At 68.8% G+C, this 22,840-nt stretch carries 26 protein-coding genes; 15 read left to right on the forward strand and 11 right to left on the reverse strand.

What is annotated here, in order from left to right; translation table 11 throughout:
• The first annotated feature begins 25 nt into the window (after positions 1 to 25).
• Genes G6N31_RS00620 through G6N31_RS00630 form a run of 3 tightly spaced genes read left to right on the forward strand, consistent with a single transcriptional unit; the run spans position 26 to position 3,140 of the window.
• Entirely contained in the window at positions 26 to 1,183 is a 1,158-nt protein-coding gene (locus G6N31_RS00620) for a thiolase family protein (protein WP_098003952.1), read from the forward strand.
• A complete protein-coding gene (locus G6N31_RS00625; RefSeq protein WP_098003951.1) occupies positions 1,180 to 1,980 on the forward strand; it encodes a crotonase/enoyl-CoA hydratase family protein in 801 nt (266 codons plus the stop codon). Before G6N31_RS00620 ends, G6N31_RS00625 begins: the two co-directional genes overlap by 4 nt.
• A gap of 17 nt (positions 1,981 to 1,997) precedes the next feature.
• Entirely contained in the window at positions 1,998 to 3,140 is a 1,143-nt protein-coding gene (locus G6N31_RS00630) for an acyl-CoA dehydrogenase family protein (protein WP_098003950.1), read from the forward strand.
• 73 nt (positions 3,141 to 3,213) lie between these two features.
• Here G6N31_RS00630 and G6N31_RS00635 read toward each other — a convergent pair whose 3' ends face one another.
• Positions 3,214 to 3,969 (reverse strand): fasciclin domain-containing protein, encoded by a 756-nt coding sequence (locus G6N31_RS00635; protein WP_098003949.1) that lies wholly within the window; start codon positions 3,967 to 3,969, stop codon positions 3,214 to 3,216.
• Between the two features lie 137 nt (positions 3,970 to 4,106).
• Complete coding sequence (locus G6N31_RS00640) at positions 4,107 to 5,027, reverse strand: SDR family NAD(P)-dependent oxidoreductase (protein ID WP_234815348.1); 921 nt, start codon at positions 5,025 to 5,027, stop codon at positions 4,107 to 4,109.
• Positions 5,028 to 5,133: 106 nt separating this feature from the next.
• Here G6N31_RS00640 and G6N31_RS00645 point away from each other — a divergent pair, with 106 nt between their 5' ends.
• The 3 genes from G6N31_RS00645 (at position 5,134) to G6N31_RS00655 (ending at position 7,595) form a co-directional block, all read left to right on the forward strand.
• Positions 5,134 to 5,661 carry a gamma carbonic anhydrase family protein gene (locus G6N31_RS00645; RefSeq protein WP_098003976.1) on the forward strand — a complete coding sequence of 176 codons (528 nt, stop codon included), beginning with the start codon at positions 5,134 to 5,136 and terminating at the stop codon, positions 5,659 to 5,661.
• Positions 5,662 to 5,730: 69 nt separating this feature from the next.
• The gene (locus G6N31_RS00650) at positions 5,731 to 6,879 is read left to right on the forward strand and encodes an SDR family NAD(P)-dependent oxidoreductase (RefSeq protein WP_098003947.1); all 1,149 of its coding nucleotides are present in this window, start codon (positions 5,731 to 5,733) and stop codon (positions 6,877 to 6,879) included.
• Between the two features lie 35 nt (positions 6,880 to 6,914).
• Complete coding sequence (locus tag G6N31_RS00655) at positions 6,915 to 7,595, forward strand: CPBP family intramembrane glutamic endopeptidase (protein WP_098003946.1); 681 nt, start codon at positions 6,915 to 6,917, stop codon at positions 7,593 to 7,595.
• Between the two features lies 1 nt (position 7,596).
• Here the strand turns inward: G6N31_RS00655 and tet(V) are convergent, their stop codons facing one another.
• Positions 7,597 to 8,856: a tetracycline efflux MFS transporter Tet(V) gene (tet(V), locus tag G6N31_RS00660; protein ID WP_234815347.1), complete on the reverse strand. Its 1,260-nt coding sequence runs from the start codon at positions 8,854 to 8,856 to the stop codon at positions 7,597 to 7,599.
• A gap of 77 nt (positions 8,857 to 8,933) precedes the next feature.
• Complete coding sequence (locus tag G6N31_RS00665) at positions 8,934 to 9,743, reverse strand: enoyl-CoA hydratase (protein ID WP_098003944.1); 810 nt, start codon at positions 9,741 to 9,743, stop codon at positions 8,934 to 8,936.
• Positions 9,744 to 9,863: 120 nt separating this feature from the next.
• On the opposite strand from G6N31_RS00665, the gene G6N31_RS00670 reads away from it, so the two are divergent.
• From G6N31_RS00670 to G6N31_RS00680, 3 genes are read left to right on the forward strand one after another with little or no spacing between them, the layout of a single operon-like run.
• Positions 9,864 to 10,955, forward strand: coding sequence for a CaiB/BaiF CoA transferase family protein (locus G6N31_RS00670; protein WP_098003943.1), 1,092 nt, complete (start codon positions 9,864 to 9,866; stop codon positions 10,953 to 10,955).
• A gap of 33 nt (positions 10,956 to 10,988) precedes the next feature.
• A complete protein-coding gene (locus tag G6N31_RS00675; protein ID WP_098003942.1) occupies positions 10,989 to 11,741 on the forward strand; it encodes a 3-hydroxyacyl-CoA dehydrogenase in 753 nt (250 codons plus the stop codon).
• 40 nt (positions 11,742 to 11,781) lie between these two features.
• A complete protein-coding gene (locus G6N31_RS00680) occupies positions 11,782 to 12,771 on the forward strand; it encodes an NAD(P)H-dependent flavin oxidoreductase (protein WP_098003941.1) in 990 nt (329 codons plus the stop codon).
• Positions 12,772 to 12,875: 104 nt separating this feature from the next.
• Here the strand turns inward: G6N31_RS00680 and G6N31_RS27625 are convergent, their stop codons facing one another.
• A complete protein-coding gene (locus tag G6N31_RS27625; protein ID WP_098003940.1) occupies positions 12,876 to 13,007 on the reverse strand; it encodes a hypothetical protein in 132 nt (43 codons plus the stop codon).
• Positions 13,008 to 13,124: 117 nt separating this feature from the next.
• Positions 13,125 to 13,682: a DoxX family protein gene (locus G6N31_RS00685; RefSeq protein WP_234815341.1), complete on the reverse strand. Its 558-nt coding sequence runs from the start codon at positions 13,680 to 13,682 to the stop codon at positions 13,125 to 13,127.
• Positions 13,683 to 13,838: 156 nt separating this feature from the next.
• On the opposite strand from G6N31_RS00685, the gene G6N31_RS00690 reads away from it, so the two are divergent.
• Genes G6N31_RS00690 through G6N31_RS00700 form a run of 3 tightly spaced genes read left to right on the forward strand, consistent with a single transcriptional unit; the run spans position 13,839 to position 17,444 of the window.
• A complete protein-coding gene (locus G6N31_RS00690) occupies positions 13,839 to 16,139 on the forward strand; it encodes an MMPL family transporter (protein WP_098003938.1) in 2,301 nt (766 codons plus the stop codon).
• A complete protein-coding gene (locus G6N31_RS00695; protein ID WP_098003937.1) occupies positions 16,136 to 16,831 on the forward strand; it encodes a TetR/AcrR family transcriptional regulator in 696 nt (231 codons plus the stop codon). The genes G6N31_RS00690 and G6N31_RS00695 overlap by 4 nt, the downstream gene beginning before the upstream one ends.
• Positions 16,815 to 17,444: a class I SAM-dependent methyltransferase gene (locus G6N31_RS00700; protein ID WP_098003936.1), complete on the forward strand. Its 630-nt coding sequence runs from the start codon at positions 16,815 to 16,817 to the stop codon at positions 17,442 to 17,444. Before G6N31_RS00695 ends, G6N31_RS00700 begins: the two co-directional genes overlap by 17 nt.
• A 15-nt stretch (positions 17,445 to 17,459) precedes the next feature.
• Here the strand turns inward: G6N31_RS00700 and G6N31_RS00705 are convergent, their stop codons facing one another.
• The gene (locus tag G6N31_RS00705) at positions 17,460 to 18,173 is read right to left on the reverse strand and encodes an NAD-dependent deacylase (protein ID WP_098003935.1); all 714 of its coding nucleotides are present in this window, start codon (positions 18,171 to 18,173) and stop codon (positions 17,460 to 17,462) included.
• Positions 18,174 to 18,209: 36 nt separating this feature from the next.
• Here G6N31_RS00705 and G6N31_RS00710 point away from each other — a divergent pair, with 36 nt between their 5' ends.
• Positions 18,210 to 18,575: an Rv1152 family transcriptional regulator gene (locus tag G6N31_RS00710; RefSeq protein ID WP_098003934.1), complete on the forward strand. Its 366-nt coding sequence runs from the start codon at positions 18,210 to 18,212 to the stop codon at positions 18,573 to 18,575.
• A gap of 7 nt (positions 18,576 to 18,582) precedes the next feature.
• Here the strand turns inward: G6N31_RS00710 and G6N31_RS00715 are convergent, their stop codons facing one another.
• Positions 18,583 to 19,419: a class I SAM-dependent methyltransferase gene (locus G6N31_RS00715; RefSeq protein ID WP_098003933.1), complete on the reverse strand. Its 837-nt coding sequence runs from the start codon at positions 19,417 to 19,419 to the stop codon at positions 18,583 to 18,585.
• A gap of 16 nt (positions 19,420 to 19,435) precedes the next feature.
• Positions 19,436 to 19,960 carry a DUF1697 domain-containing protein gene (locus G6N31_RS00720; RefSeq protein ID WP_098003932.1) on the reverse strand — a complete coding sequence of 175 codons (525 nt, stop codon included), beginning with the start codon at positions 19,958 to 19,960 and terminating at the stop codon, positions 19,436 to 19,438.
• Positions 19,961 to 20,035: 75 nt separating this feature from the next.
• Here G6N31_RS00720 and G6N31_RS00725 point away from each other — a divergent pair, with 75 nt between their 5' ends.
• Together G6N31_RS00725 and G6N31_RS00730 are read left to right on the forward strand one after the other, a co-directional pair.
• Positions 20,036 to 20,479: a PPOX class F420-dependent oxidoreductase gene (locus tag G6N31_RS00725; protein WP_098003931.1), complete on the forward strand. Its 444-nt coding sequence runs from the start codon at positions 20,036 to 20,038 to the stop codon at positions 20,477 to 20,479.
• 18 nt (positions 20,480 to 20,497) lie between these two features.
• Positions 20,498 to 20,677 carry a DUF5302 domain-containing protein gene (locus tag G6N31_RS00730; protein WP_098003930.1) on the forward strand — a complete coding sequence of 60 codons (180 nt, stop codon included), beginning with the start codon at positions 20,498 to 20,500 and terminating at the stop codon, positions 20,675 to 20,677.
• Between the two features lie 100 nt (positions 20,678 to 20,777).
• On the opposite strand, the gene G6N31_RS00735 is transcribed toward G6N31_RS00730, so the two are convergent.
• On the reverse strand, positions 20,778 to 22,409 hold the full coding sequence (locus G6N31_RS00735) for a monocarboxylic acid transporter (protein ID WP_098003929.1): 1,632 nt from the start codon (positions 22,407 to 22,409) through the stop codon (positions 20,778 to 20,780).
• The gene (locus tag G6N31_RS00740; RefSeq protein WP_098003975.1) at positions 22,406 to 22,756 is read right to left on the reverse strand and encodes a DUF485 domain-containing protein; all 351 of its coding nucleotides are present in this window, start codon (positions 22,754 to 22,756) and stop codon (positions 22,406 to 22,408) included. Before G6N31_RS00740 ends, G6N31_RS00735 begins: the two co-directional genes overlap by 4 nt.
• Positions 22,757 to 22,840 lie beyond the last annotated feature (84 nt).

The following is a 22,840-nucleotide window of genomic DNA, read 5'->3' on the forward strand; positions in this document are numbered from 1 at the left end:
CACACGCTCGAAGGAGACAAATCCCATGGCTGAAGCCGTCATCGTCGAGGCCGTCCGCTCCCCGGTCGGGAAGCGCAACGGTGCGCTGTCGGGGATTCACCCGGCCGAGCTGTCGGCCCAGGTCCTCAACGGCCTGGTGGAGCGCGCCGGAGTCGACCCGGCGCTGGTCGACGACGTGATCTGGGGCTGTGTCATGCAGGCCGGCGAGCAGGCCCTCGACATCGCGCGCACCGCGGTACTGAGCGCCGGATGGCCCGAGACCGTCCCGGGCGTGACCGTGGACCGCCAGTGCGGTTCCAGCCAGCAGTCGCTGCACTTCGCGGTCGCCGGCGTGGTGGCCGGCCACTACGACATCGTCGTCGCCGGTGGCGTCGAGTCGATGTCGCGCACCCCGATGGGGTCCTCGCTGGCCAACGGCGGCAACCCCTACGGCGAGTCGTTCAAAGCCCGCTACAGCCAGACCCCGAACCAGGGCATCGGCGCCGAGATGATCGCCGAGCAGTGGGGCCTGTCGCGCACCGAGCTCGACGAGTTCTCCCTGCGCTCACACGAGAAGGCCGCCGCTGCACAGGATTCCGGTGCATTCTCCGACCAGATCGTGGGCATCAAGACCAAGGACGCCGACGGCAACGACACCGTCGTGCTCGAGGACGGCGGCATCCGCCGCGGCGGGACCGTCGAGTCGATGGCCAACATCAAGCCCGCATTCAAGGAGGACGGCGTGATCCACGCCGGAAACTCCAGCCAGATCTCCGACGGCGCGGCCGCGCTGCTGTTGATGACCGCCGAGAAGGCCAAGGAACTCGGGCTCAAGCCGCTGGCCAAGGTGCACACCGCGGTGCTCGCCGGCTCCGACCCGGTCATCATGCTGACCGCGCCGATCCCGGCCACGCAGAAGGCGCTGAAGAAGTCCGGCCTGAGTCTGGACCAGATCGGCGCGTTCGAGGTCAACGAGGCCTTCGCCCCGGTTCCGATGGCGTGGTTGAAGGACATCGGCGCCGACGAGAAGAAGCTCAACCCGAACGGCGGTGCCATCGCGCTGGGCCACCCGCTCGGCGGCTCCGGTGCGCGTATCCTGACCACGCTGCTCTACCACATGCGGGACAACAACATTCAGTTCGGCCTGCAGACCATGTGTGAGGGTGGCGGCCAGGCCAACGCGACCATCCTGGAGCTGGTGTGACCGACGCTGCGGTGAGCCCCGGCGCTCTGGCCGAGCGCCGGGGGAACATCCTGGTCATCACGATCAACCGGCCCGAGGCCCGCAACGCGGTCAACGCGTCGGTGAGCATCGGGGTCGGTGACGCACTGCAGACCGCGCAGGACGATCCGGAGATCCGCGCGGTCGTGCTGACCGGTGCGGGCGACAAGTCGTTCTGCGCCGGCGCCGATCTCAAGGCGATCTCGCGGGGCGAGAACCTGTTTCACCCCGACCATCCCGAATGGGGTTTCGCCGGTTACGTGGGGCACTTCATCGACAAGCCGACCATCGCGGCTGTCAACGGCACAGCGCTGGGCGGCGGCACCGAGCTCGCGCTGGCCAGCGATCTGGTGGTGGCCGGTGAAGGTGCGAAGTTCGGTCTGCCCGAGGTCAAGCGCGGTCTGATCGCCGGTGCGGGCGGCGTGTTCCGCATCGTCGAGCAGCTGCCGCGCAAGGTCGCGCTGGAGCTGATCTACACCGGCGAGCCGATCACCTCGGCCGACGCCCTGCGCTGGGGTCTGATCAACGAGGTGGTCGCCGACGGGACGGAACTGGATGCCGCGCTGGCGTTGGCCGAGCGCATCACCTGCAACGCGCCGCTGGCCGTGCAGGCCAGCAAGCGCGTGTCCTACGGCGCGGTCGACGGTGTGGTCGCCGCCGACGAGCCGTTCTGGAAGCAGACGTTCGGTGAGTTCTCGACGCTGCTGAAAACCGAGGACGCCCAAGAGGGACCCCTGGCTTTCGCGCAGAAGCGCGAGCCGGTCTGGAAAGCCAAGTAGCAAGTGAGGAAGCAAGCATGAAGCGAACGATCTACGACGCCGAGCACGAGGCGTTCCGCGAGACCGTCAAGGAATACATCGAGCGCGAGCTCGTGCCCTACCACGAGAAATGGGAGACCGAGCGCATCGTCGACCGGTCGGCCTACACGGCGGCCGGCAAGTACGGGCTCATCGGGTTCAACATGCCCGAGGAGTACGGCGGCGGTGGCTCGGACGACTTCCGGTTCAACGCGATCATCGACGAGGAGATCGCCAAGGCCGGTGTGCACGGACCCGCGCTGAGCCTGCACAACGACGTCGTCGCACCGTATTTCAAGGACCTGACCAACGACGAGCAGAAGAAGCGCTGGCTGCCGGGCATCACCAGCGGCGAGACGATCATCGCGGTCGCGATGACCGAGCCGGGCGCGGGCAGCGACCTGGCCGGCATCCGCACCTCGGCGGTGCGCGACGGCGACGACTGGATCATCAACGGGTCCAAGACCTTCATTTCGTCGGGCATCAACTGCGACCTCGTGGTCGTGGTGGCCCGCACTGACCCCGAAGCCGGGCACAAGGGCTTCACGCTGTTCGTGGTGGAGCGCGACATGGAGGGCTTCAGTCGCGGCCGCAAGCTCGACAAGATGGGCCTGCACAGCCAGGACACCTCCGAGCTGCACTTCGAGAACGTTCGCGTGCCCAATGCCAACCTGATGGGCAAGGAAGGTCGCGGCTTCTACCACCTGATGACCAATCTGCCCTCGGAGCGGCTCTCGATCGCGATCTCGGCGATCGCGGGTGCGCGGGCGGTGTTCGACGAGACGCTGCAGTACACCAAGGACCGCAAGGCATTCGGGCAGCCGATCGGCAGCTTTCAGCACAACCGCTTCCTGCTCGCCGAGATGGAGACCGAGCTCGAGGTCACGGAGAACTACATCGATCGGTGCCTGCAGGGCGTGGTCGACGGTGAGCTGACCGCGGTCGAGGCGGCCAAGGCCAAGTGGTGGGCCACCGAGGTCGCCAAGAAGGTCGTCGACCAGTGCGTGCAGCTGCACGGTGGCTACGGCTACATGTTGGAGTACCGCGTCGCACGGGCCTACGTCGACGGACGCATCCAGACGATCTTCGGTGGTACCACCGAGATCATGAAGGAGATCATCGGCCGCGATTTGGGCGTCTAGTCGGCCTCTTCGCCAGCAGACGTGAAAACCCCCGAAACACTAGAGTTTCGGGGGTTTTCGCGTCTGCTCGGCGTCAGCCGGCGGGGGCTTCCGCGGCGCCGGCCTCGGCGGGTGCCGGCTCGGTCGTCGCGGTCGGAGCTGCCGTCGTGGTGGCCGGTGCGGTCGTGGTCGGGGTCACCGACGTGGTCGCCGACGTCGACGTCGGCGTGATGGGCGCGGGCGCCTCGGCCGGGTCGAGCACCTGATCGACGATGTAGATGCGGGCGTTCTGCGCCTGGATGCCGCCGCAGGTCACCTTGGCCGTCGCGTTGACCTGGATGTCGCCGCCCTTGCCGGTGACCTCCACCTCGGTGCCCTCCTGCGTCGGACGCTGGCCCTTCACATCGTCAGGGCCCAGGAGACCGAGGAACGCGTGGTAGTAGACGAGATTGGTCAGCCCCGCGGCGTCGGTGCGCAGGTACGCAGCCTGCTCGGGCGGCAACTCGGCGAACGCCTCGTTGGTCGGCGCGAACACCACGTAGGGCCCGTTGTCGAGGACCGAGGTGATGTTGACCGCCGGATTCATCCCGCCCGAGATGGCGGAGTTGAACGTGCTGATCTCCGGGATGCTGGCCAGCGCGGCGCTGACCGGCAGATCGGCCAGACCCTTCCAGTTCGGCAGTGCCTCCTTGAACGCGCCACACTCGGGACCCTGTGGATCGGGGATCTCGGCCGCCGGGGCGTCGGAGTCGGACGGCTGGGCGTAGGCGGTGACGGCCAGCGGAACCGACAGGGCGATCGCCGCGGCGCTCGCGGCAACGCCGATGGTCTTGCTGGTGCGAGTCTTCACGTTCTGCTCCTCATGCTCGTCAGGTCGCCTGGCATGGTAAAGCGAGCAAATGGCCCCGGCCAAGTCGAGTGCGCCGTCCCGGCGGCTTCGCCGCGGCGCCGCCAGCCCGCTGAGCAGCGGCTTCGCGGCGCGCGACGTCAGTTCGGTGCGGCCGCGGTACAGAGCCGCTCCGACAGGTCCCAGAGCGTCAGCGCCCGGGCCTCGTCGGTGGCGTACGGCGCCGCGTCCGAGAGCCGGCAGTCCGACAGATAGACCCCGTCCACCGCGTCCAGGTCCGCGTTGACCGCGGCCCACACCTGCGTCGCCGCTCCGTGCTCGGCGGTGGTGAAGTCCTTGGTCACATCCACGGCGCGGGACCCGCTCGGCTCGCTGGTGCGCTGTGCGCGCGCGTGGTGGTTCAGCCATTGGAAGTCCGCGGCGGTCATGTGCCGCGCCAGCGAGGTCGCCACGATGCCCGGATGCACCGCGAAGGCGCGCACCCCGCGGTCGCGCAGCCGCCGGTCCAACTCGACCGCATGCAACACATTGGCGGTCTTGGCCGCGCCGTAGGCGGCGAACTTGTCGTACTCGCGGCGCTCCCAGTTCGGGTCGTCGAAGTCGATGTCACCCATCCGGTGTCCGTCAGAAGCCAGCACCACCACCCGGGCGCCGTCGGCGGCGACCAAAGCCGGCAGGAGCAGGCGGGTGAACTCGAAATGGCCGAGATGATTTGTGCCGAACTGGATCTCGAAACCGTCGACGGTGCGGCTGAACGGGGTGAACATCACCCCCGCGTTGTTCATCAGCACGTGCACCACGGGCGTCAACTCGGCGATCTGGGCTGCCGCGGCAGCAACGCTGCCCAGCGACGTCAGATCCAGGTGCACGGCCGACAACGTCGCGTCCGGGACGTGCTCACGCACCCACGCTGCGGTGTCGGCCAGGGCATCGGCATTGCGCGCCGCCAGGATCACATGAGCGCCCGTCGCGGCCAACGCCCGCGCCGACTCGCGGCCCAGCCCGGCCGAAGCCCCGGTGATGACGACGGTCTTCCCGGTCAGGTCGACACCGTCGACCATGTCCAGAGCGGTGGGGGCAGCAGGTGCGGTCACGACGTGAGGATTGCACGTTCGGCCCGCGGTGTGGTCCGGCGGGCCGTCGTGCGCGCGCTCTACGATGGCGGCCATGCCTGAGCCGTTGATCCTGTCCGTCGCCGGACGGTCCCCCGACCTGCATCCCGACAGCTGGGTGGCGCCGAACGCCACCGTGGTGGGACAAGTGGTACTCGCCGCCGGTGCGAGCGCGTGGTACGGCGCCATTCTGCGCGCGGAGGCCGAGCCGATCGAGATCGGGGAGGGCACCAATATCCAGGACGGGGTGACCATTCACGTCGACCCCGGTTTCCCGGCCCGCATCGGCGCCGGTGTCAGCGTCGGGCACAACGCGGTGCTGCACGGGTGCACCGTGGCCGACGACTGTCTGATCGGGATGGGAGCGGTGCTGCTCAATGGCGCCACCGTGGGGGCCGGCTCGCTGGTCGCCGCCGGCGCGGTGGTGCCCCAGGGCGCGGTGATCCCGCCGGGTTCGATGGTGGCCGGGGTGCCCGGCAAGGTGCGCCGCGACCTCAGCGAGGACGAAGCCACCATGATCCGCACCAACGCCACCCTGTATCAGGAGCTGGTCAAACTGCACCGCGACGCCGGCCGCGCCTGACGATGAGGGGTCGGCCACAATCCGGGACCGGTCGGTTGTGATCGGCGGCGATGGGGGTACAGGCCCCTCGTGAGCACCCTGAGAATCCTGGTCACCGGCGCCACCGGCTACATCGGGTCACGTCTGGTCAGCGAGCTCGTCCAGGACGGGCACCACGTCGTGGCCGCCAGCCGTGACCGGCGACGGCTCGAGGACTTCGGGTGGCACGACCGGGTTCAGACGGTGTCCCTGGACGCCCACGACGAGGACTCGGTGGCGCAGGCCTTCGAGCAGGCCGGTCCCGTCGACGTCGTCTACTACCTGGTCCACGGCATCGGACAGCCGGGTTTCCGCGAGGCCGACAACCGGGCGGCGGCGACGGTCGCCTCCGCGGCCAAAGCGGCAGGTGTCCGGCGCATCGTCTACCTGGGCGGATTCGTGCCGGACGGGGACACGCTGTCGGAGCACCTGACCAGCCGCGCCGAAGTCGCGGCCGCCTTGCAGGTCGACGGCGGAGCTGACGTGGTGTGGCTCGGTGCGGCGATCATCATCGGCGCGGGCTCCACGTCGTTCGAGATGTTGCGCTACGTCGGGGACCGGTTCCTGCTGCTGCCGCTGCCGGTCTGGTCGGCCAACCCGATCGACCCGATCTCGGTGCGCGACGCGTTGTACTACCTCGTTGCGGCCGCCGACACCGACAAGGTGCCGGCCGGGTCCTACGACATCCGCGGCCCCGAGACGACGACCTACGGCGACCTGCTGCGCGCCTATGCCCGCATCGCCGGTATCTGGCGGACGCCGCTGCCGGTGATCGGCATCGACACCGGGCTGGTCTCCAAGTTCACCGGATTGGTGCTGCCGGTCCCCGGCGGATTGGCCGCCGACCTCGTCGAGTCGCTCGACTATCCGATGATGGCATCGCAGGACGGGCTGGCCGGGCTGGTGCCCGACCCGCCCGGCGGATTGGTCAGCACAGCCGACGCGATCCGGCAAGCAGTGAAGAGCCCGCGGCCGCGGCCCGTCGACGAACTGGCCGACCCGCATCACCTCGCCGACACCGACCCGGACTGGGCCGGCGGTGACGCGCTGCGGCTCAAGCAGCTCGCCGGGGTGGTGACCCCGTCGATCGTGCGCCCGGTGCTCGACCTGATCGGGCTGGTGCCCAAACCGGTGGCCGCGGCCGTGCGCACCGGGCTGGACGGCTTTCTCGACCTGCTGCCGAAGGCGGGCACTGCGTGACCCCTTCGGATCGCCGACCGCGACTGCGTAAGGAGATGTTCCGGATCGCGCGCAACCGGGCTGCTCCGTACAACGAGCCGCCCGCGGTGATCCGGCGGCGCAAGTTCGCCGTGGTCCTGGTGTTGATCGTCGGCGGGTCGCTGCTGGGCTACTCGTTGAGCCGGCCCCCGGGTGACGAGACCTTCGTCTGGCTGACCCTGGCGCTGGCCGGGGTGTGGGCCATCGGCGCGTTCGTCTCCGGCCCGCTGCACATGGGCCACGTCCAGTTCCGCGGCCGAAACCAGCGGCCCGTCATCACCGGAACCGCCGTCGGCCTGCTGCTGGCCGGCATCTTCGTCGTCGGCGCGCTGGTCGCGCGCCAGATTCCCGGCATCTCGGACTACATCACCCGGGTGCTCGAGTACAGCAACGCCGCGCCGCTGGCGGTGATGGCGTTCATCACGGTGATCAACGGTGTGGCCGAGGAGCTGTTCTTCCGCGGCGCGCTCTACACCGCGCTGGCCAAGTACCGCCCGGTGCTGGTGACCACGGTGCTCTACGTGTTGTGCACCGCGGCCACCACCGGCAATCCGATGCTGGGCTTCGCCGCGATCATCCTCGGTACCGTGTGCGCGCTGGAACGCCGCGCCACCGGAGGCGTGCTGGCGCCGATGCTCACCCACTTCTTCTGGGGCCTGACCATGGTGCTCGCGTTGCCGCCGATCTTCGGGGTGTGAGTCAGCGCAACGGATGGGCCAGCTCGTCCGCACGCATACCGGCGGCGGCCACCGCGACGACGGCCAAGACCACGGGAACGAGCCCGGCGGCCAGGAAGATCGTCTCCATCGACACCACGTTCGACAGCGGGCCGACGATCGCGAACGACACCGGCATGAAGGCCAGCGACACGAAGAAGTCGAGACTGGAGACCCGTCCCAGCATCTCGGCCCGCACCCGCCGCTGCAGCAGGGTGCCCCAGATGACCATGCCCGCGCCGTCGGTGACGCCGATGACGAACGTGGCGGCCGCCATCGCCGGGAACGACGATGTGACGCCGACGATCGCCAATGGCAGCGAGCCGACACCCCACATCGCCATCATCACCGACAGGTACCGGCGCGGCAGCGGCCGCGACGAAACACTCAGTGCGCCAACCGCACTGCCGACCCCGAAGAACGCCAGCACGAATCCGTACGTCTGCGCACCGTGGGTGAACCTGTCCTGCACCACGAACGGCAGCAGCACTTCGATCGGCCCGAGCACCACCAGCACGAACAGGCTGGCGAACAACAACGTCCACAACAGCCACGGCGTGCGCGCCACGAACGCGACCCCGTCGCGCAGGTCATCCAGCAGATGCGGTCGCCGCGGATCGGCGACGACGGTGCGCGCCGGCGCGGTGGTCGCCAGCAGCAACAGCAAGCCCACACCGAACAAGCCGGCGACGACGGCGGCGCCCAGCGCCGGGAACGTCGCGCCGACGAGCACGCCCGCCGCAGCCGGGCCGACCGCCCGTTGAAACACCGGGCGCACCACGCCTTCGACGCCGTTGGCTGCCAACAGTTGGTCGGCCGGCAAGATCCGGGGCAGCAGTGCGCTGTAGGCGGGAAAGAAGAACGCGGCCGCGATGCCCAGCACCGCCGCAGCTACCGCCATGTGCCAGATCCGCAGCGCCCCGGTGCTTCCCAACAACGCAACGACGGCCACGGTGGCGGTGTTGACGACCTCGACGGTGATGATGATCGAGCGCTGACTGAGCCGGTCGGCGGCCAGCCCGCCGACCAGGACGAACGCCACCAGACCGACGCCCAGACACGTGGCCACCAGCGACAGCGAGGTCGGGTTGTTGTCCAGCGCGATGACCTGCAGGACCATCACCACTGCCCACATGCCCTCGGCGAAGATCGTCACCGACACCGCGGCGATCAGCAGGCGGTACTCGCGGAACCGGAACGGCGCGAGCACCCGCCAGCCGGCCGCGTCGGCCGGCTGGGCGATGTCGTGCTGCGTGCTCACCGATCGATGGTGAACGAATCACCACCTGCGCGTCGAACGAATTTCCCCCGCGGGGAGGATCAGGCGTCGCTGAACTTCGCCGGGCGACGCTGCTGAAAGGCCCGGGTGCCTTCGCGGAAGTCGTTGGAGTCCAACAACGGCAGCTGTCCGGTCTTCTCCCGCTCCAGCGCGGCTTCGAGCTCGGTCAGGGTGGCCGCGTTGATCGCGTCCTTGGTCTTGCGCAGCGCCACGGCCGGCCCGGAGACCAGCGCGCCCACCACCTTGTCCACCTCGGCGTCGAAGTCGTCGGCGGGATGGACCGCGCTGACCAGACCCCAGTCGAAGGCCTCGCCGGCGGAGATGCGTTCGGCCAGCAGCGCCATGCGCATGGCGCGGACCCGGCCCACCGCGGCGGCGATCAGCGCTGATGCGCCACCGTCGGGCATCAGGCCGATCTTGGTGAATGCCAGCATGAAAAACGCCTTCTCCGAGGCCAATACGACGTCACAGGCCAGCGCCAGCGACACGCCGACGCCCGCGGCGGCGCCCTGCACGACCGCGACGGCGGGCTGCGGCAGCGCAGTGATGGCGCGGATGCAGCGGTTGGCGGCATCGAGGACATCGGCCGGGGTGCCCGCCGCACCGGGATTGGCATGGTCTTCCTCGCTGATGCCTGCGCCCGAGCAGAAGCCGCGGCCCGCGCCGCCGACGCGCACCACCCGGACCCGGGGATCGGTCGCCGCCAGTTCCAGGGTCTCGGCGAAGGTGTTCAGCATCGGCGCGGTCAGCGAGTTCAAGCTGTCGGGCCGGTTCAGGGTCACGTGCAACACCCCGTCCTCGAGCGCGACCGTGAGGTCGTCGATGCCTGCGTAGGTGGCGGTGCTGGTCATTCTCGTCCCCTCGATCGGGGGCCTTCTCGACAGCTGAAGCGCCCCGTGGCCGGTCGACTTGGTTATACAAGTAAGCTATGTCGGCGGTCAACCGAACGATCTGGTGAAGGGCGGTCACGCATGGCTGGACCACTGCAAGGACTGCGTGTCGTGGAGCTGGCCGGTATCGGCCCGGGTCCGCACGCAGCGATGATTCTCGGCGATCTGGGCGCCGACGTCGTCCGCATCGAGCGGCCGAAACCCGCGGGCCCGCCGACCAAGCCCGGCAGCGACTACCTGCTGCGGAACCGGCGTTCGGTGGCCGCCGACCTGAAGAGCGACGAGGGTCGCGAGCTGGTGCTCCGGCTGGTCGCGAAGGCCGACGTGCTGATCGAGGGCTTCCGCCCGGGCGTCACCGAGCGGCTCGGGCTGGGACCCGAGGACTGCGCGAAGGTCAACGAACGCCTCATCTACGGGCGCATGACCGGGTGGGGCCAGACCGGGCCGCGCGCCCAGCAGGCCGGCCATGACATCAACTACATCTCGTTGACCGGCGCGCTGCATGCGATCGGACGCACCGGCCAGCGCCCGGTACCGCCGCTGAACCTGGTCGGCGACTTCGGCGGCGGGTCGATGTTCCTGCTCGTCGGCGTCCTCGCGGCGCTGTGGGAGCGGGAACGCTCCGGCAAGGGCCAGGTGATCGACGCCGCCATGGTCGACGGCGCCAGCGTCCTGTCGATGATGATGTGGGCCTTCCGCGCGATGGGGATGTGGAGCGACGAGCGTGGGGTCAACATGCTCGACACCGGCGCCCCGTATTACGACACCTATGAGTGCGCCGACGGCCGGTATGTCGCGGTCGGCGCCATCGAGCCGCAGTTCTACGCCCAGGTGCTCACCGGCCTGGGGTTGGACACGGCCGAGCTGCCCGACCAGAACGACATGAGCCGCTGGCCGGAGCTGCGCGCCGCGTTCACCGAGGCCTTCGCCGCCCACGACCGCGATCACTGGACGAAGGTCTTCGCCGGCACCGACGCCTGCGTGACACCGGTGCTGTCGTTCGCCGAGGTCGAGTCCGAGTCCCACATCACCGAGCGCGACACGTTCTACGAGGAGCGGGGCTACCTCTTCCCGGCGCCGGCGCCGCGGTTCTCGCGGACCGCTCCGGCCGCCCCGAAAGAACCCGGAGTGCCGGGCGCTGACACCGAAGACGTCCTGCGGGACTGGATTTAACCGACGAAGACCGACGAAGAAAGGAACGAATTCGTGGAGATCAAAGACGCCGCCGCCGTCGTCACCGGAGGTGCCTCCGGACTCGGGTTGGCGACGACCAAGCGCCTGCTCGACCGGGGAGCCTCGGTCGTGGTGATCGACCTCAAGGGTGCCGACGTCGTCTCCGAGCTCGGCCCCCGCGCCAAGTTCGTCGAGGCCAACGTCGTCGACGAAGAGCAGGTGAAAGCCGCGCTGGACGCCGCCGAGGAGTTCGGCCCGCTGCGCATCAACGTCAACTGCGCCGGCATCGGCAACGCGATCAAGACGCTGAGCAAGGACGGCCCGTTCCCGCTCGACGGCTTCCGCAAGGTCATCGAGGTCAACCTGATCGGCACGTTCAACGTGCTGCGGTTGGCCGCCGAACGCATCGCCAAGACCGAGCCCATCAACGGCGAGCGCGGCGTCATCGTCAACACCGCGTCGGTGGCCGCGTTCGAAGGGCAGATCGGCCAGGCCGCGTACTCGGCATCCAAGGGCGGTGTGGTCGGCATGACGCTGCCGGTCGCGCGTGACCTGTCCCGTGAGCTGATCCGCGTCTGCACGATCGCGCCGGGTCTGTTCAAAACCCCGCTGCTGGGCTCGCTGCCCGAGGAGGCGCAGGCCTCGCTGGGCAAGCAGGTGCCGCATCCGGCGCGCCTGGGTGACCCCGACGAGTACGGCGCGCTGGCCGTGCACATCGTGGAGAACCCGATGCTCAACGGTGAGACGATCCGCCTGGACGGCGCGATCCGTATGGCCCCGCGATGAGCGCTTGCGCGAAGAGCAGACAAGACAGGAGAGGGTCCGCATGATCACAACGAAGTTCACCGAGACGTTCGGAGTCGAGCACCCGATCGCCCAGGGCGGCATGCAGTGGGTCGGCCGCGCGGAACTGGTTGCTGCCGTGGCGAATGCGGGAGCGCTCGGGTTCATCACCGCGCTGACCCAGCCGAGGCCCGCGGACCTGGCCAACGAGATCGCCCGCACCCGGGACCTGACCGACAAGCCGTTCGGGGTCAACCTGACCATCCTGCCGGCGATCAACCCGCCGCCGTATGACGAGTACCGGCAGGTCATCGTCGACGCCGGCATCAAGATCGTCGAGACGGCGGGTTCCAACCCGGCGCCGCATTTGCCGATGTTCCACGACAACGGCATCAAGGTGCTGCACAAGTGCACGTCGGTGCGGCATGCCGTCAAGGCGCAGAGCCTGGGCGTGGACGGCATCAGCATCGACGGGTTCGAGTGCGCCGGCCACCCCGGCGAGGACGACATCCCGGGCCTGGTGTTGATCCCGGCCGCAGCGGACAAGATCGAGATCCCGATGATCGCCTCCGGCGGATTCGCCGACGCGCGCGGCCTGGTCGCCGCGCTGGCACTGGGCGCCGACGGCATCAACATGGGGTCCCGGTTCATGTGCACCGTGGAGTCGTGCATCCATCAGAACGTCAAGGAGGCGATCGTCGCCGGGGACGAGCGCGGCACGGAGTTGATCTTCCGTAGCCTGCACAACACCGCGCGGGTGGCCTCCAACGAGGTGTCACGCGAGGTGGTGCAGATCCTCAAGAACGGCGGCCAGTTCGAGGACGTCAAGGATCTGGTGGCGGGCGTGCGCGGGCGCAAGGTGTTCGACGACGGCGACATCGACGCCGGCATCTGGACCGTGGGTACCGCGATGGGCCTGATCAACGACATTCCCACGGTCGGCGACCTGGTGTCGCGGATGGTCGGTGAGGCCGAGGACCTGATCACCGGCCGGCTGGCGGAGATGGTTGTGCCGGCACGCGCGGCGGTCTAGGCCGTAGAGACGCTGCAGCCCGGGCACATCGACATCGGCGATCGTGCCCGGGCGGCAGGCAAACAGAGGGAACCGCGACGCGCGCCCGGGAGGGCGCGCGCGTGTCACACGGCGGTGGGCAGCGCCGTATCGTCGTCGAGCTGCTCGGAGGTCACACCCTCGACCAGGACATCGCCGTGGTAGAGCGCGTCGAAATCAACCTTGATGACATCAGCACTGGTGTCGTCGATCCACATGTACTGAAAAGTAACCACCGGCTTTAAGGAATCAGTGAGCCACGTATCGGAAAACAGTGGCAATTCTTACTGACGGGTAGGTACGGGCGGCCTCGAGGCCCTACCGGCCGGTAGTCATCAACTCGCCGGGTTGGTGAAATGGATCGGGTTGACGCCGTAGAGCGCGATCCAGGTCACCACCGCCGCGCCGACGGCCACGGCCAGCAGCAGCACCGACATCCGCGGTGTCGGAGACAACCGCGCAGATAGCCGACGGTCTACCGCGTAGGCGCCGGCGCCGGTGAACAACAGCGCCGCCGCGCCGAGGCCGATGAGAAACGGAACGTTGAACGGCTCGGACCAGAACGCTGCGCCGGAGACGTTGACCGCCCACGCGCACAGCATCGCGCTGAGCACCGCACAGGCCGCCAGCGGGGTGAGTGCGCCGAGCAGCAGCCCGACCCCGCCGAGCGTCTCGGCCGCGGTGACCATGAACGCCGCCAGACCGGGCAGGCGCCAGCCGGCCTCGGCCATGAAACCGACGGTGGTGGAGAAGTCGAACGCCTTGATCAGCCCGGCCTGCAGGATCGCTGCGCCGACGGCCAGACGGAGGATCAGCAGGCCGATGCTCACCGCGCGGGGTGAAGCGGTCGCACCCGTCAGGAGCTGGGCCGGAGGGGACACGGGGGAGGACACGGTTGCTGATGGTACGGCGCTGGAGGCGCCCGCGGTGCGGTTGCTGTTCATGCCCGAACAGACCAGCCCCGCCACCGAAACTCATCGCGGCGCAGCATTGACCCGTCAGGTTACCGTTGATAACTTACCGTCGGTAACTCAGTGAAAGGGTGGCCGATGCTGCACCGCATTGCACTGCTGGCCCTCGCGGCGCCGCGCCGTGTTCTGCTCGCCGCACTCCTGATCATGGTGGCCTGCGGGGTGTTCGGCGGGCCGGTCGCCCAGCACCTGTCGGCCGGCGGTTTCCAGGACCCGACGTCGGAGTCGGCGCGGGCCACCGAGATCCTGGTCGAGAATTTCGACAAGGGCGACATGGAGCTGATCCTCGCGCTGACGCCGCAGGACCCGGCTCAGGGCGCCGACTCGGCCCAGGCTCGAGCCGTCGGCACCGAGATCGCCGCCCGCCTCGCCAATTCTCCGCACGTCGCCGATGTCACCTCGGCGTGGACCGCACCACCGGCAGCCGCGTCGGCGCTGGTCAGCGACGACCAGCGCACCGGTCTGATAGTCGCCGGCATCACCGGCGGCGAGAGTGACGCACAGAAGCACGCCAAAGAACTGACCGACGAACTGGTCTTCGACCGCGACGGTGTCACCGTGCGGGCCGGCGGCGTCGCCATGACCTACGTGCAGATCAACTCGCAGAGCGAGAAGGATCTGCTGCAGATGGAGATGATCGCGATCCCGCTGAGCTTCGTGGTGCTGGTGTGGGTGTTCGGCGGGCTGCTGGCCGCGGCCCTGCCGTTGGCGGTCGGCGCGCTGGCGATCCTGGGTTCGATGGCGGTGCTGCGGGCCGTCACGATGGTCACCGACGTGTCGATCTTCGCGTTGAACCTGTCCATCGCGATGGGCTTGGCGTTGGCGATCGACTACACGCTGTTGATCATCAGTCGCTACCGCGATGAACTCGGTGACGGTGTCGCGCCCAGGCAAGCGTTGGTGCGCACGATGACGACGGCCGGCCGCACGGTGTTGTTCTCGGCGCTGACGGTGGCGCTGTCGATGGTGGCGATGGTGCTGTTCCCGATGTACTTCCTGAAGTCGTTCGCGTACGCCGGCATCGCGGTGGTGACGTTCGCGGCGGCCGCAGCCATCGTGGTGGCCCCGGCCGCGATCGTGCTGGCCGGCGACCGGCTCGACTCGCTCGACGTCCGCAAGCTCGGGCGCCGGCTGCTCCGCCGCCCCGACCCGGTGCCCAAGCCGATCGAGCAGACGTTCTGGTACCGCACCACGAAATTCGTGATGCGCCGGGCGATTCCGATCGGCGTGGTGGTCGTCACCGGGCTGCTGGTGCTGGGCGTGCCGTTCCTGGGCGCGAACTGGGGATTCCCCGACGACCGAGTGCTGCCGACGACAGCCTCGGCGCGAACGGTCGGCGACGACCTCCGGCAGAACTTCGCCGTCGACTCGGCCGGCAACGTGGAGATCGTGCTGCCCGACGCCGACGGGCTGACCCCGGCCGCGCTGGACACCTACGCCGCGGAGTTGTCGCGCGTCGACGACGTGGCGTCGGTGTCGGCGCCGACCGGGGCGTTCGTCGACGGAGTACGGGCCGGACCGCCGGCCGCGCCGGCCGGGTTCGCCGGCGGCAGCGCGTTTCTCACGGTGGCAAGCACCGCGCCGCTGTTCTCCGACGCGTCCGAGAGGCAGCTCGACGACCTGCACGCGGTCACTGCGCCCGACGATCGCGAGGTGTTGTTGACGGGCCTGGCGCAGATCAACCGCGACAGCTCGGATGCCATCACCTCCCGGCTGCCGCTGGTGCTGACAGTGATCGCGGCCATCACCTTCGTGCTGCTGTTCCTGTTGACCGGCAGTGTGGTACTCCCGCTGAAAGCGCTGGTGCTCAATGTATTGTCGCTGACCGCGGCCTTCGGCGCGCTGGTCTGGGTCTTTCAGGAGGGCCATCTGGGCGCGCTGGGCACCACGCCCACCGGCACCCTGGTCGCCACCATGCCGGTGCTGCTGTTCTGCATCGCGTTCGGGCTGTCGATGGACTACGAGGTGTTCCTGCTGTCGCGGATCCGGGAGTACTGGCTGGATGCCTCGGCGCGCCGCGGCGACAGCGTCACCTCTGTCGACAACGACGAGAGCGTCGCGCTCGGACTGGCCCGGACCGGCCGCGTGATCACCGCGGCCGCGCTGGTGATGACGATCTCGTTCGCGGCGTTGATCACCGCTGAAGTCGCGTTCATGCGAATGTTCGGGGTCGGCCTGACCCTGGCGATCCTCGTCGACGCCACGCTGGTGCGCATGATGTTGGTGCCGGCCTTCATGCACGTACTGGGCCGCTGGAACTGGTGGGCGCCCGCACCCCTGGCCCGCCTGCACGCCCGCTTCGGGTTGCGCGAGACCGCCGATGACGTCGCACCGCCTCCGGCCGAGCCGGTCGCCGCGGGGTGGAGCGGTGACCGGTGAGTGTCGAGCCGCTGCGTCGCCGCCGGGCCCCGCGGGGCTCGGGGGAGCAGTTGCGTGAGGAGATCCTCGACGCCGCTACCGAACTGCTGCTCGAATCCGGGGATGCCAAGGCGATGCCCATCCGATCGGTGGCCCAGCGGGTCGGGGTCACCCCACCGTCGATCTATCTGCATTTCGCCGACAAGGACGCCCTGCTGGAAGCGGTGTGCAGCCGCTACTTCGAGAAACTCCACGACGAAATGCAGGCCGCCGCAGTCGATGCCGGGTCCTCGCCGATCGATGTGCTGCGCGCCCAGGGGCTGGCCTACGTCCGGTTCGCGCTGCAGAACCCCGAGCTGTACCGGATCGCGACGATGGAGCAGGGCCGCCCCGGCAGTGAGGTCGATATCGCCTTGAACAGCTCGGCGTTCGTGCACCTGCGCGCCGCGGTGGAAGCGCTGATCGCCGACGGCATCTATCCCCCCGGGGATTCCACCATGCTGGCGCTGGAACTGTGGACAGCCGTGCACGGCATCGTCGCGCTGGTCATCTCCCGGCCCTACCTGCCCTGGGGGGATCCCGAGGAACTCACCGACCGGGTGATGCGCGCGGTGTGCAGCGGTCACGTCGTCTCGCGGGGCTTCCGCGACACCGATACCCCGTACGAAATCGTCAGTTGGCTCAAGGAGGTCGCCGATGAACGAAACCGTTGACAACCCGTTCTTCGCCCGGTTGTGGACCGTGATGTCCACCCGGGAACCGGAGTCGCTGCGCCGGTTGCGCCGGCAGAACCTGGCCGGCCTGACCGGACGGGTACTGGAGGTGGGCGTCGGAACCGGCACCAATTTCGAGTTCTATCCCGACACCGTCACCGAGGTGGTCGCCGTGGAGCCGGAGATCCGGCTCGCCGAGCACGCCAAAGAGGCTGCCGCACAGGCGAACGTGCCGGTCACCGTCACCACCGACACCGTCGAACAGTTCACCGACACCCGACCGTTCGACGCGGTGGTGTGCTCGCTGGTGTTGTGCTCGGTCGACGATCCCGACCAGGTCGTGCGCTCGCTGCGCGCGATGCTGCGCCCCGGTGGGGAGCTGCGCTACCTCGAGCACGTCGCCGGCACCGGTGCCCGGGCCCGGCTGCAGAAGGTCGCCGATGCGACGGTGTGGCCGAAACTGCTGGGCAACTGTCACACCCACCGCCACACCGAGCGGACCATCGAGAACGCCGGCTTCACCGTCAGCGACGCACGCCGGGAATGGACCTTCCCGAAGTGGGTACCGCTGCCGGTGGCGGAGTTCGCGATCGGGGTCGCGGTGCGGTCGTAGCGGCTGGGCCGAGGGTCAGTCGAACAAGGACGGCAGACGCTGCAGCAGCCCGGGCAGTGCGCTGGCGGCCTTCTCCCGCAGGGACACCGTGGCGCTGGCCGACAGTGGGGTGGGCTCCGGGTTGACCTCGATGACCGGGGTGCCGTGGGCCACCGCCAGCTCGGGCAGCCCGGCGGCGGGGTAGACCACCGACGACGTCCCCACCACCACCAGCAGATCGGCGTGCACAACGGCCTCCAGCGACTGTTCCCAGGCGTCGTCGGGCAACGGCTCGCCGAACCAGACGACGTTGGGCCGGATCAGCCCGCCGCAGACGCAGCGGGGCGGCTGCACCGACTCGACCGGTTCCGGCATGTCCGGAATCGGACCCGCATACTCGGTTCCGCAACGGTCGCAATGGAATTCGAACAGGCTGCCGTGCACGTGGTGGACGTTGCGGCTCCCGGCGCGCTCGTGGAGATTGTCGACGTTCTGGGTGACGACGTGCACCTCGGCGTGGTCCTCCCACGCCGCGACCGCGCGGTGCCCTTCGTTGGGAGCGACGGCCCCCATCATGTGGTGGCGCCACAGATACCAGGCCCACACCTTGTCCGGGTGCGCGCGCCAGCCCTCGGAGCTCGAGATCTCGTACGGGTCGACCTTGGCCCACAGTCCGGTTTCGGCGTCGCGGAAGGTCGGCACCCCGCTCTCGGCCGAGATCCCTGCGCCGCTGAACACCGTCACCCGCATCCCACCAAACTAGCCGGTGTGGGTGATACTGGGCACGTGGCCGATTTGGGGGATTGGGTACGCGTGGATCCGCACGGGGCCAGGCCATTGTTCGACCAGCTGCGCACGCAGATCATCGGGGGGATCCGGGACGGCCAGCTCGCCGCCGGCACCCGGTTGCCGACGGTGCGGGAGCTGGCGAGTCAGTTGGACCTGGCCGTGAACACCGTGGCGCGCGCGTACCGGGAATTGGAAGCCGCCGGGATTCTGGAGACCAGGGGGCGCTTCGGCACCTTCGTGGCCCGGTCGGACCCGGCGGACGCCGCGATGGCGACCGCCGCCCACACCTATGTGTCGGCGGCGCGGGCACTGGGCGTCGGCAAGGGCGAGGCGCTGCGCTACGTCGAGGCGGCCTTCGGCTGAGTCCGGATCAGCCGAACTCGAGCAGCAGGGTCAGCGGCCGGATCGGATCCAGCAGGGGTACCCGCTGCGCGGCCCAGATCAGACCGTTGAGCAGGCGCCCGCGGGCGCGTTCGATCGGCAGATCGTGCACGGCGCGCACCCCGTCGACGGTGTTGACCAGGTCGGCGGCCTCGGCCACCGACAGGGTGAACGGCATGGGCGGCACCTGGTAGCGCAGGGAGGTGCGCATGCCGCGGCGCGCGAGCGGCGCGAACGCCGACGGCGGCAGATCGAAGATCATCTGGCCGCCGGGAAAACGCTTCGCGCAGGCCCGGATCAGCGCCATCGAGTCGGCGGGCTGCAGGTACATCAGGAGGCCCTCGGCGGTGATGAACACGCCCTCGCTCGAGTCGACCCGGTCCATCCAGCTGAAGTCCAGCGCCGACTGCCCGCACATCTGCACGCGGTCCGACTCCGGCAGCAGCTTGCGTCGCAGCTCGATCATCGGGGGGAGGTCGACGGTCAGCCAGCGGAAGTCGTGACCGACGTCCGGGCCCGGCCCGCGGGCGTCGAGGCGGTAGAAACTGGTCTGCAGACCCTCGGCCAGGGCGACCACGGTGGCGTGAGGGTGGTCGACGAGGTAGCGCCGGGTGTACCTGTCGAACAGTTTGGCGCGCACGGCCATGTCCTGGCGCCGGGTGAAGCCGAACTTGGCGAAGTCGTAGTCGATGGAGTCGACGAGCGCGACGGCCATCGGGTCGTCGATCAGGCCGTCCGGCCGGGCCGCCTCGGTGGCGCGCACCTTCAACGTCATCAACGCCGTCTCCGAGACTCCGGTCAGATCGACGGTGTGTTTGTCGGGCATCGGGACCCTTTCGTGGTCAGGCGCGCAGCACCTTGTCGAGGGTGCGCAGATTGCGGGTGGTCGTCGAGGACTTGTAGCGGGCCTTGCCCATGGTCTTCCCGATCGCGCTGCCGAGTGTCGCCGAGCGCGGCACCTGCCAGTAGAGGACGCCCGCGCCGGGTTGGATTCTCTCGTCCGGGCCGGGGTCGGCGGCCAGCGCCGCCAGCTCGCGCAACACCGTGTCGTCGCTGACGAACGTCACGTAGGAGTGGTGTCCGTCGACTTCGCGCTCGAACGGGTAGTCCGCCGAGATCGCGGCCACGGTGTCGCGGTCGTAGACCAGAACCCACGCCGGGTAACCGAATTCGTCGCGCAGGGCCTGCTCGGCCGCCGCGCGGACGGCCGCGGCCGTCCGGGGGCTTTCGAGCAGCACGTTGCCGCTGGCCAACACCGTCGTCACGTGCTCGAACCCGGCCTGTTCGAGCACCCGGGCGACATCGGCCATCTTGAGGTTGACGCCGCCGACGTTGACTCCGCGCAGGAACGCGACATAGCGGGTCACCGCGGCACCGCCGCGGTATTGAATCGGCGCATCTGTTCGATCATCCCAGAAGCGCCGTCCACGTAGGCTCATGCCATGACGCGTGATGCCTTCGACGACAAGCTGCTGGCGTTGCTCGCGGGCAACACGCTCGGTGTGCTGGCCACGCTGAAACGCGACGGCAGGCCGCAGTTGTCCAACGTGTCGTACCACTTCGACCCCCGCGCGCTGACGATCTCGGTGTCGATCGCCGAACCCCGGGCCAAGACCCGCAATCTGCGGCGGGACCCGCGCGCGGCCATCCATGTGAGCTCCGACGACGGCTGGGCCTACGCGGTCGCCGAAGGGGACGCGGTGCTGTCCCCGCCGGCTGCCGACCCGCACGACGACACCGTCGAGGGTCTGATCGCGCTGTACCGCAGTCTGGCCGGCGAGCATCCCGACTGGGCGGACTACCGCCGTGCGATGGTCGATGACCGGCGGGTGCTGATGACGCTGCCGATCACCCATGTTTACGGCATGCCGCCGGGACGGCGCTGACACCGATAAGCTCCCACCATGGCATCGAACGCGCAGGACCCGTCGGACGACGACACCAAGCGCCGGTTCCGCGAAGCGCTGGAGCGCAAGAACGCCAAGTCGGTCAGCACGTCCGGCCGCGCCGGCGGTGCCGGGCCGCAGCCGCGTGCGCACGGCCCGGTGGAGAACCGCCGCGAGTTCCGGCGCAAGAGCGGCTGATCGGTCCCGCCCGCACAGCGCCGAAGTCGCGTCCCGCGCGGCTTCCTCCAGGAAATCCGCTCCGAACGCGACTCCGGCGGGATAGTGCCGGCGCGGGGGACTAGTGCGCGACCGCCTTCTCGGCGCCGATCCCGGTCAGCGACCGCACCTCCATCTCCGCCGCGACCTTCGGGTCTTCGTCGTCGGGCGAGGTGAGGGTGCCGACGATGCCGAGGATGAACGCCAGCGGGATGGACACGATGCCCGGGTTGGCCAGCGGGAACCACGCGAAGTCCGCGCCGGGGATCATCGCCGTCGGCGAACCCGACACCGCGGGGGAGAAGACGATCAGCACGATGGTCGAGATCAGCCCGCCGTACATGCTCCACAGCGCGCCGCGGGTGTTGAACCGTTTCCAGTACAGCGAGTACACGATGGTCGGCAGATTGGCCGCCGCGGCCACCGCGAACGCCAGTGCGACCAGGAACGCGATGTTCTGGCCGTTGGCCAGGATGCCCAGCCCGATCGCCAACACCCCCAGCACCACGGCGGTGATCCGCGAGACGCGGACCTGCTCGGCCTCGGTCACCTGGTGGGACTTCATCACGCTGGCATAGATGTCGTGGGCGAACGACGCCGACGCGGTGATGGTCAGCCCGGCCACCACGGCGAGGATGGTCGCGAAGGCCACCGCGGAGATGACGCCCAGCAGGATGACTCCGCCGAGCTCGAAGGCCAGCAGCGGTGCCGCCGAGTTGACGCCGCCCGCTGCGCCGAGGATGCGGTCCGGTCCGACCAGGGCCGCGGCACCGTAGCCGAGCACCAGGGTGAACAGGTAGAACGCGCCGATCAGCGCGATCGCCCAGACGACGCTGCGCCGTGCTTCTTTGGCCGTGGGCACGGTGTAGAACCGCATCAGCACGTGCGGCAGGCCGGCGGTGCCGAGCACCAGAGCCAGGGCCAGTGAGATGAAGTTGATCTGCGAGGTCAGCGATCCGCCGTACTGCGCGCCGGGGGCCAGCACGTCGCGGTCGGCCACCCCGGCGGTGGTCGCACCGCTGATCGCCGACTGTGCCGAGCCGAGGATCTCCGAGAAGTTCAGCCCGAACTTGGCCAGCACCGCGATCGTCATGAAGCCGGCACCGGCGATCAGCAGCACGGCCTTGATGATCTGTACCCAGGTGGTGCCCTTCATGCCGCCGACGAGCACATAGAGGATCATCAGCACACCGACCACCGCGATCACGACCGACTGTCCGGCGCGACTGTTGATGTTGAGCAGCAGCGCCACCAGACCACCGGCGCCGGCCATCTGCGCCAGCAGGTAGAACAGCGAGACCGTCAGCGTGTTGGTGGCCGCGGCCAACCGGACCGGCCGCTGCTTGAGTCGGAAGCTCAGCACATCGGCCATGGTGAATTTGCCTGTGTTGCGCAGTAATTCGGCGACCAGCAGCAGGGCGACCAGCCAGGCCACCAGGAAGCCGATCGAATACAGGAAGCCGTCGTAGCCGTAGACGGCGATCGCGCCGGCGATGCCCAGGAAGCTGGCCGCCGACAAGTAGTCACCGGCGATCGCGATGCCGTTCTGCGGTCCCGAGAAGCCGCGGCCCCCGGTGAAGAACTCCGCGGCGGTGGCGTTGCGCTTGCTGGCCCGGATCACCACGATCATGGTCACCACGACGAACAGGCTGAAGATGCCGATGTTGGCCACCGGGTTGCCGACGGTCTCGGATTGCGCCATCAGGGTGGTCATTTCAGCTCACTCTCGAGTTGGGTGCGGATGGCCTCGGCGCGCGGGTCGAGTTCACGGTTGGCGAACCGGACGTAGAGCGCGGTGATCAGGAACGTCGAGACGAACTGGCCCAGCCCGATGAGTAGGCCGACGTTGATGTCGCCCCAGACGCGGATGGCCATGAAGTCGGTGGCGAACGCACCCAGCAGCACGTAGGTGCCGTACCAGATCAGGAACACCGCTGTCATCGGGAAGACGAACCGCCGCAACCGGTGCCGCAGTTCCTGGAACTCGGGGCTGGCCTGGACTTCGAGATAGCGTTCGCCACTTATCGCTTCCGGGCGAATGGGAAGATGTGTCTCGGACACCGTCACGCTCCTGACTGCTTGTGCGACCGGCAAGGGTCGGTGAAGTGGCACTACGGGCAACCTAACTGAGATGCAGATCACATA

It is taken from the genome of Mycolicibacterium duvalii, assembly GCF_010726645.1.
GTDB lineage: Bacteria > Actinomycetota > Actinomycetes > Mycobacteriales > Mycobacteriaceae > Mycobacterium > Mycobacterium duvalii.

Excerpts from the sequence above, each read along its gene's own strand:
- G6N31_RS00620 (WP_098003952.1), top strand. The coding sequence starts at position 26 with ATGGCTGAAGCCGTCATCGTCGAGGCCGTCCGCTCCCCGGTCGGGAAG.
- G6N31_RS00630 (WP_098003950.1), top strand. The coding sequence starts at position 1,998 with ATGAAGCGAACGATCTACGACGCCGAGCACGAGGCGTTCCGCGAGACC.
- G6N31_RS00640 (WP_234815348.1), bottom strand. The coding sequence starts at position 5,027 with ATGGTCGACGGTGTCGACCTGACCGGGAAGACCGTCGTCATCACCGGG.
- G6N31_RS00645 (WP_098003976.1), top strand. The coding sequence starts at position 5,134 with ATGCCTGAGCCGTTGATCCTGTCCGTCGCCGGACGGTCCCCCGACCTG.
- G6N31_RS00655 (WP_098003946.1), top strand. The coding sequence starts at position 6,915 with ATGTTCCGGATCGCGCGCAACCGGGCTGCTCCGTACAACGAGCCGCCC.
- G6N31_RS00665 (WP_098003944.1), bottom strand. The coding sequence starts at position 9,743 with ATGACCAGCACCGCCACCTACGCAGGCATCGACGACCTCACGGTCGCG.
- G6N31_RS00670 (WP_098003943.1), top strand. The coding sequence starts at position 9,864 with ATGGCTGGACCACTGCAAGGACTGCGTGTCGTGGAGCTGGCCGGTATC.
- G6N31_RS00680 (WP_098003941.1), top strand. The coding sequence starts at position 11,782 with ATGATCACAACGAAGTTCACCGAGACGTTCGGAGTCGAGCACCCGATC.
- G6N31_RS27625 (WP_098003940.1), bottom strand. The coding sequence starts at position 13,007 with ATGTGGATCGACGACACCAGTGCTGATGTCATCAAGGTTGATTTCGAC.
- G6N31_RS00690 (WP_098003938.1), top strand. The coding sequence starts at position 13,839 with ATGCTGCACCGCATTGCACTGCTGGCCCTCGCGGCGCCGCGCCGTGTT.
- G6N31_RS00700 (WP_098003936.1), top strand. The coding sequence starts at position 16,815 with ATGAACGAAACCGTTGACAACCCGTTCTTCGCCCGGTTGTGGACCGTG.
- G6N31_RS00705 (WP_098003935.1), bottom strand. The coding sequence starts at position 18,173 with ATGCGGGTGACGGTGTTCAGCGGCGCAGGGATCTCGGCCGAGAGCGGG.
- G6N31_RS00715 (WP_098003933.1), bottom strand. The coding sequence starts at position 19,419 with ATGCCCGACAAACACACCGTCGATCTGACCGGAGTCTCGGAGACGGCG.
- G6N31_RS00725 (WP_098003931.1), top strand. The coding sequence starts at position 20,036 with ATGACGCGTGATGCCTTCGACGACAAGCTGCTGGCGTTGCTCGCGGGC.
- G6N31_RS00730 (WP_098003930.1), top strand. The coding sequence starts at position 20,498 with ATGGCATCGAACGCGCAGGACCCGTCGGACGACGACACCAAGCGCCGG.
- G6N31_RS00735 (WP_098003929.1), bottom strand. The coding sequence starts at position 22,409 with ATGACCACCCTGATGGCGCAATCCGAGACCGTCGGCAACCCGGTGGCC.